General features: G+C 43.4%; 1 protein-coding gene. It reads right to left on the bottom strand.

Annotated features, from left to right (window positions below):
- Positions 1-523 (bottom strand): DNA topoisomerase (locus tag A3761_RS02790; RefSeq protein ID WP_231881131.1); only part of this gene is annotated, 523 nt, incomplete at both ends.

Below are 523 nucleotides of genomic sequence, written 5' to 3'. Positions count from 1 at the left end.
CTGTTCCAAGACCATCGGTATCTTTTAGTATTTTTTTGATCTCGGGGTCACTCACAAAACGGGCTATACCGGTCATCGCCGCGAGTAAACTTGCATCGCTAAAGTGTTTAGGAGGCTGAGTAAGCTTGCTAAGCAAGTCTCCAAATAAACAAGTAAAACGCTCACCTTTCTTGAGCTGAGGTAAAGCTACGGTTTGTTTTTCATCCTTAGTGGATTTAAGTACCTGCTTCCAACCCGGCTCACTGGTTTCCCTCGACTTTGCTCGGAATAAGCCACCGGCAATTCGAAAGCTGATTTCACGGTCGGTATAAGCCCAAGCCGGAAAAAACTGAATAAGATAGTGCTTTGCTATCAATTCATATACTTGCTGCTCAGCTTTACTCAATAATCCCTTTTTTGACTTATTCGCAGTTGGAATGATCGCGTGATGAGCACCAACCTTGGCATCATTCCAAACACGTCCTTTTAAACTTGAGTCGGCACTGTTACATATATTCTGTAAGTTGGTATTGCTAGCGATTGC

Source organism: Oleiphilus sp. HI0123 (assembly GCF_001635315.1).
Note: the sequence above shows the minus strand (reverse complement) of the source record. Positions and strands in the feature narration are given on the sequence as shown.